Annotated in this window: 3 protein-coding genes; all 3 read left to right on the plus strand. The window is 59.1% G+C overall.

The window, feature by feature from the left end:
- Window positions 1-316: 316 nt before the first annotated feature.
- The 3 genes from BN1800_RS38935 to BN1800_RS38945 are packed head-to-tail and all read left to right on the plus strand — an operon-like array spanning window position 317 to window position 4382.
- Entirely contained in the window at window positions 317-1405 is a 1089-nt protein-coding gene (locus BN1800_RS38935; RefSeq protein ID WP_051336865.1) for an AAA family ATPase, read from the plus strand.
- A complete protein-coding gene (locus BN1800_RS38940; protein ID WP_244564822.1) occupies window positions 1293-3824 on the plus strand; it encodes a S8 family peptidase in 2532 nt (843 codons plus the stop codon). The genes BN1800_RS38935 and BN1800_RS38940 overlap by 113 nt, the downstream gene beginning before the upstream one ends.
- A gap of 18 nt (window positions 3825-3842) precedes the next feature.
- Window positions 3843-4382, plus strand: a complete 540-nt coding sequence (locus tag BN1800_RS38945; RefSeq protein WP_027513910.1) for a hypothetical protein — start codon at window positions 3843-3845, stop codon at window positions 4380-4382.
- The last annotated feature ends 367 nt before the right edge of the window (window positions 4383-4749 follow it).

Here is a 4749-nt window from a genome sequence, read left to right on the forward strand (position 1 = left end):
GACGATAGAGTGGATCACGGTCTGTCATCAACCTTCATCGCACATCGAATTCCACATTCCGTTAAGTTGACGATGCCCAGTTTCGACCGCGAAATCATCAAATATGAGTCAGACCCCTATTTTTGCCCGTAGCTGGATCAGAAATTACACTCACGGCGGGTAATTGAGAACGGCGGTTTCCATGTGAGTGTTGGCGAGGTGTAAATTTCATGTATAGAAGTGCGGGACGTGCGCATGGGAAGACTTTTTCAACTATTTGGGCAACGATTCGCGTTGCCGCGAGTTTAAGTTCAGAACCTTAAGAGACGCGATCGACATGGCCCGAAGCGACCTTCTCATTTCCCTCGTACGCGCCGGTGCATCCGGCGATCGGGCGATGCTGAAATCTGCTACGGAAGCGCTGGTCGCTGAAGAGCGGGCACAAAACCACCATATCGTCGCCGATCGGCTTGAACGGGCGTTGTCTACGGTCGCCATAACGCCCCCGGCGCTGACTGCCGCCTCCAGCCCCGCCGGCTCCGGCAAGGACACGATTCTCGAGCTCGAGCCACGGCTTCAGCTCAGTCAACTGATGCTGCCTCTTCCAGTGGAACAGGGCGGCCGGCAGCTCATCGAAGAACATACGCGCGCCGACGTGTTGCGGGCTCATGGCTATGAGCCGCGGCATCGGATCCTGCTTTCTGGACCACCCGGTAATGGCAAGACCTCATTCGCCGAGGCTGTGGCGGAGGCACTCGGGCTCCCGTTCTTCGTTGTCAGATACGACGCTCTGATCGGCAGCTATCTCGGCGAGACGAATGCGCGCCTACGCAAGCTCTTCGACTATGTCCGTACGCGGCCGAGCGTTCTGTTCTTCGACGAGTTCGACTCAATCGGCAAGGAACGTGGCGATACCCACGAGACCGGCGAAATCAAACGCGTCGTCTCGTTCCTGCTTATGCAGCTCGACCAGCTGCCCAGTTACGTCGTTGTGATTGCCGCGACCAACCACGCCGAGCTACTGGACCGGGCAGTCTGGCGCCGCTTCCAGATGCGGCTGGCTTTCCCGGCCCCGGACCGCCAGAGGATCGGGGTCTTCCTCAACCGCATTATCTCGCAATGGCCCGATGCGCCTAAGGCTGCGGCCAAATCGATCGCTGCGAAATTGGGTACCGTAAGTTTTGCAGAGGCTTTGGATTTCTGCCAAAACGTGCGAAGACGACAGATATTGGGCTTGGGGGAGCTTTCCATCGACGATGCACTTCGTTCAGAACTGGACCTCTGGGCAACAAGAGTTAGCCCCGAGGTTTTGAATGGCGAGCGACCCGACCAAACCGATACTGAGACTGCATCCGACCGCCCCGCAGCCAAGAGCACCCGGCCGTCAAGCGGTCGTACGCGGCCCTCAACCAAACTCAACCGCTGACCAGAACCAGCGCTTTGGCGCGAAATTTCAGCGCCTGACAGACGTGCTGCAGCGCGACCCGGCGGGGCTCGCGCTTCGCGCCGATCCAGCCGCGCTGGCGCCTGAGCGACTTCTCGTATTCGAAGTGAAGGGGAGCATTGCCGCCTTTGCACGGGCAATCAACAACGTGCCGGGCCTCGAACTTATCGACGAAGAAGAGCTGTCGGGCGATGAGGACAAGGCACCCGTTGCCTACTTGCTTGTACCGGATTTGCGGGCACTGCGGCAGATAGAGTCGCTATGGCGAACCTGGGTGGCGGGCCGAGTGTTACCACAGGGCTTTACACCATGGCGGGACGTCTTTGCCTGTCTTCGCGACCTTCGTGTTTGGGGTCCTGCCGATCGCGTCCAGCGATTGGACGCGGCTGTCCTGGCTGAGGAGATCGAAGGTCGGGCCGACGACGAGCTTGTTCCTCTTGAAATCGAACTGGTGTTCCGTGCGTCTCCCGGCGCAGGTGCGATCAGTGAAGCGACTGTCGTGGAGGCGATCGGGCAGAGTGGCGGTCGACTTCTCAGTCGCGCCAGACTGGATGACATCGCCTACCACGCCATCCTTGCCGAGCTGCCAGTGGCAGCAATTCGGACGGTCGTGGAGCGGGCTCCCGGCAGCCTGGCCGGTGTCGAGCCGATCATGCACATTCGCCCGCAGAGCGTCGTCACGGAAATTGACACCAATGATCTTCTGCTGGCTGCTCCTGCGCCAGCAATGGGACCTGTCACCGCCGACCCGATTCTTGCGCTTCTTGATGGTGTTCCCGTCGCGGGGCACCCGCTGCTGCAGCCTCATTTGAGTGTGGAGGATCATTTCGGGCTTGAGCCCGGCGCTCTTGTGGCGCAACGCTATCACGGCTCGGCCATGGCCTCCCTCATTGTTCACGGTGATCGCAACAAGCCGGAACCGCCGCTGCCTCGTCAGGTGCACTGCATTCCTGTTCTAGGCGAGAACGACCGCTTTCCGTCGGACAGGCTGGTCATCGATTTGATCTATCAGGCTGTCATGCGTATGCGCGCGGGCAATCAACCCTCAGCTCCCCATGTCATCATCATCAATATTTCGCTTGGAAATGTCCGGCGCCCATTCTACGGCCAGCTGTCGCCCTGGGCGAGACTTCTCGACAGACTGGCATACCGCTTCGGTATCCTTTTCCTCGTCAGCGCCGGCAATATCACGACACAATTCCCCGTCGCGGCCTTTGAAAACAGGGTTGCCTTCGAGGATGCCAGTGCGGATCAGCGCGCGCGAGGCGTGATCTACGCGGTGGCGGCAGTTGTCGCCGACCGTCGTTTGCTCTCTCCGTCCGAAACGATCAATGGGTTGACCATCGGCGCTCGAAACCTGGATTGGGTGCCGACCGGGGAGCGAGCCTTGGCTCGCGTTAACGTGAACCCCTATTCCGAGCTCGACACTGCGAACCCGTCCAGCGCCCTGGGTCCCGGATTCGGAGGCTCCGTTAAGCCAGATATTCTTATGCCGGGGGCACGAGAGCACCTTCGCGTCGTCGCCAGCGCGGGGAGCATCACGGTCGCACCAGCGGGCGCAAGTCGAGGAGCGGGCCTCAAAGTTGCCGCGCCGCCACGCCCAGGCCTTGAGAATGCTGAAGGGTTCACAAATGGGACGAGCGCAGCAACGGCACTTGCTTCCCGAACGGCTCACCGCATCCACGATGCCTTGGAAGCGGCCTATGGTCAGGAATTTCTGCAGTTGACGAATACCCAACGAGCTGTCCTCATCAAGGCTCTGCTTGTGCACCCAGCGCGCTGGCCGAATGCGGCGGCCGGCTTGGTCAAAGAGCTACTAGGGCCATTCGGCCAGGGTCAGGCTCCGCGTCAAAAGGACAACATTCGCCGCTTCCTTGGATATGGCGTATTCGACAGCGATGATGCCGTCGCTTGTGCCGCGGACCGCGCCACCTTCTGGTGTGTTGGTTCACTTGGCAGGGAGCGGAGCGTCGATGTACTGGTGCCGATTCCGGCTGTGATCGGCGGCCAAGCACGTGCACACTCGGTGACTGCCACATTAGCTTGGTTTACACCGGTCGTGCCGGGTCGGAAATCCTATCGCGCCGTGAGGATGAAGATCCTCGATCCCGTCGAAATCGCGGGGCTTGGTGTTTCTGCCGATGGTTGGCAACCGGATGGGAACCAGACCAATCGCGGGACCGTCTTTACGCGGGTGTGGAGCGGGGCACAAGCCGCGGTCGTCGCCGAAGGAATGAGCTTGCGGCTGAAAATCCAGAGAGAGCCTGATCCGGCTGGTCCCATTGACGAATTTGTTCCTTTCGGTCTTGCAGTCACTCTCGAAATGCCTGGCGAGCTCAGGATTTACGATCAAGTGCGAAATCGGGTTCAACCGCGTCCGGCGCAGCGAGCCGCTCCATAATTAAGGAGAAACGATATCGTGGTCGAGATACCCTCAAACTTCATCGGCGATTTCAAGGTGGGCGACAACCTTGTTTACAATGCTGATGTCTTGCGCTCGCTCTGTGCACACAACGACGACGGCAGGCTAAATAAGTTCGTGGTTGTTCAGGTCGGAGCTATTCTCGAAGCGGCACTCGGGCAAATCATCTATCGCGCGCAGAATTTCAATCGGGAAGGCGTGCCAAACATTGCCGCAGCCGACCGGCGTGAAATTGAAGGCAAAAAGATCGACAAACTCAACAACATCATCGACGTGATGCGCAAATACGATCTGCTCAATGAACTCGGGGGAGGCATCTACGACGAGTTGCACACCCTGCGCAAATTCCGCAACAAGGTCCACATTCAGGATGACAACCAGGATGTTCCTCGCGATGAGGCGGCGGCCTTTACGCCCGCACGGTGCGCTTGGTCGTTGGGACTTTGCGCGACCGTCCTTGGCTTTTTAGGTCAGAAGTTTCCTCGCCCAGCCGATGTCGCCAAATACGTTGAGCCACTTCATCTCCCGGACGCCTGAAAGCTGCGATCCGCCAAAGGCCGGGCTTCTAACTGAATACGGTCCGTTCGCTGACCTGGTTGCGGCCAAACCTCCAGCTTCGGCGGCCGCAACAACACTCCGCGCAGCAGGACACAGGTATGAGCGGGGAATTTTACTTCGGCACTTTGGAGAAATTTCATCCGGCATTGACATTCGAGCCTTGGCCGCCTTCCATCGCCGGATGTCGGGGCGCCGAGCAGCGCCTGTCAAAGTGGCGTCGAGGGCAACGAAAAGCGACCCCGAACGACATATAATTGAGGCTATGCGGCGGCATCGTAAGCTTAACGGATGAAAGGCCAGCGAAAGACGCCATCCGCAGATATCTCTCATGCTCAGGCAATTTTCG

Source organism: Rhizobium sullae, assembly GCF_900169785.1.
GTDB classification, from domain to species: domain Bacteria; phylum Pseudomonadota; class Alphaproteobacteria; order Rhizobiales; family Rhizobiaceae; genus Rhizobium; species Rhizobium sullae.